The following is a 1,693-nucleotide window of genomic DNA, read 5'->3' as shown; positions in this document are numbered from 1 at the left end:
CACCCGCACCGAACGCCCGACACCGGCCATCCACCGACAGCCCACGCTGCTGAGCGAACTCCACGAAGGTCCCGGCCGTGGGCATGACCATCGCGCCGCCGGCCAGCGCCATCGTCGACTCGCCCAGCCGGAGCGACTGCACGGCCTGGTGCACCGCCACCAGCGACGACGAGCACGCCGTGTCCACCGTCACCGACGGGCCCTCGAGCCCCAGCACGTACGAGATCCGACCCGAGATCACGCTCGCCAGCCGTCCGGTGAGCAGATGTCCGTCGAGGCCCTGGACCGGGCGGTGGAACTGCGGTCCGTAGTCCTGTGTCGAGGCACCCGCGAAGACGCCGGTCGCACTGCCCTTCAGCGACAGCGGGTCGATACCCGCGTACTCCAGCGCCTCCCACGCCGCCTCCAGCAGCAACCGCTGCTGCGGATCCATCGCCAACGCCTCACGCGGCGAGATCCCGAAGAAGCCGGCGTCGAACTCCCCCGCCCCGTGCAGGAACCCACCCTTGCGCGTGTACGTACGCCCCGACGTCCCCGGCTCCGGGTCGTACAGCGCCTCCACGTCCCAACCACGATCGTCCGGGAAATCACCGATCGCGTCGGTCCCGCTCTCCACCAACCGCCACAGATCCTCCGGCGACGAAACACCACCCGGATACCGGCACGCCATCCCCACGATCGCGATCGGCTCGACGGCCGCGTCCTGGACTTCCTGGAGCCGCTGCTGGGCCTCGCGCGTATCGGCGATGGCCCGCTTGAGGTAGTCGCGGAGCTTTGCCTCGTTCGACATGTCGTGTTCAGTCCTTTCGGTTGGCGTCGACGAGTTGGAAGAGGTCGTCGTCCGTCGCGGAGTCGAGATCGAAGTCGTCTTCGTCGGTTTCCGGCTGAGGCGCCGGGGTCTGCTGAGCCATCGGCCCGCCCCAGCGGGAGAGCAGTTCGTGGAGGTGAGTGGCGGCGAGGGCCTTCTCGCCGTCGCTCGTCACGGCGCCGGACAGGAACTCCTCGATGCGCGCGATCTCGCTCCGCAGCGAGGTCTCCGAGAAGGTCGGCGCCGGGACCAGTTCCGCCAGCAGGTGTTCCGTGAGGGCGGCCGGTGTCGGGTAGTCGTACACGAGCGTCGCGGGCAGCCGGACGCCCGTCTCGGAGGTCATCCGGTTGCGGAGCTCCACGGCGGTGAGCGAGTCGAAACCCAGCTCCCGGAAGGTGCGCTCGGCGCCGATGGCTTGCGGGTTCGTGTGATCGAGGACGGAGGCCACCACCCCGCGTACGAGCTCGGCGAGCATCCGCTGCCGTTCGGCCGGTGCCAGTCCGGCCAGCCGCTGCTCCAAGGACTGCTCGGTCGCGTCGGCGTGCTCGGCCACACGGCGGCGGGCCGGGGGCCGGACGAGGCCGCGGAAGAGCGGCGGTACGGTTCCGGTCCTGCGGATCGCGGCCAGGTCGAACGGCGTGGCGACGGGGGCGGTCAGCCCGAGGGCGAGGGCCGTGTCGAGCATGGCGGGCCCCTGCTCCATGGTGACCGGCAGGTAGCCGTTCCTGGCCCACCTCGCCTGGCTGGTCTCGTCGAGCCTGGTCGCCATGCCGCCGTGGTCCCGGTCCTGCTGCCACAGGCCCCAGGCCACGGAGGTGGCGGGCAGCCCCTGGGCGTGCCGGTACTGGGCGAGGGCGTCCAGGAAGGTGTTGGCCGCCGCGTAGT

Annotated in this window: 2 protein-coding genes; both read right to left on the bottom strand. The window is 70.9% G+C overall.

All coding sequences use genetic code 11. From position 1 onward, the window contains the following. Nucleotides 1-790 (bottom strand): beta-ketoacyl synthase N-terminal-like domain-containing protein (locus ABD347_RS28070; protein ID WP_344366450.1); only part of this gene is annotated, 790 nt, incomplete at its 3' end. 7 nt (nucleotides 791-797) lie between these two features. Then, the coding region (locus tag ABD347_RS28065; RefSeq protein WP_344366448.1) for a phosphopantetheine-binding protein at nucleotides 798-1,693 on the bottom strand (896 nt) is incomplete at its 5' end.

This window comes from Streptomyces gobitricini, from assembly GCF_039532985.1.
GTDB classification, from domain to species: Bacteria; Actinomycetota; Actinomycetes; order Streptomycetales; family Streptomycetaceae; genus Streptomyces; species Streptomyces gobitricini.
The sequence above is the reverse complement of the archived record's forward strand: the minus strand, read 5'-3'. Positions and strand labels throughout refer to the sequence as shown.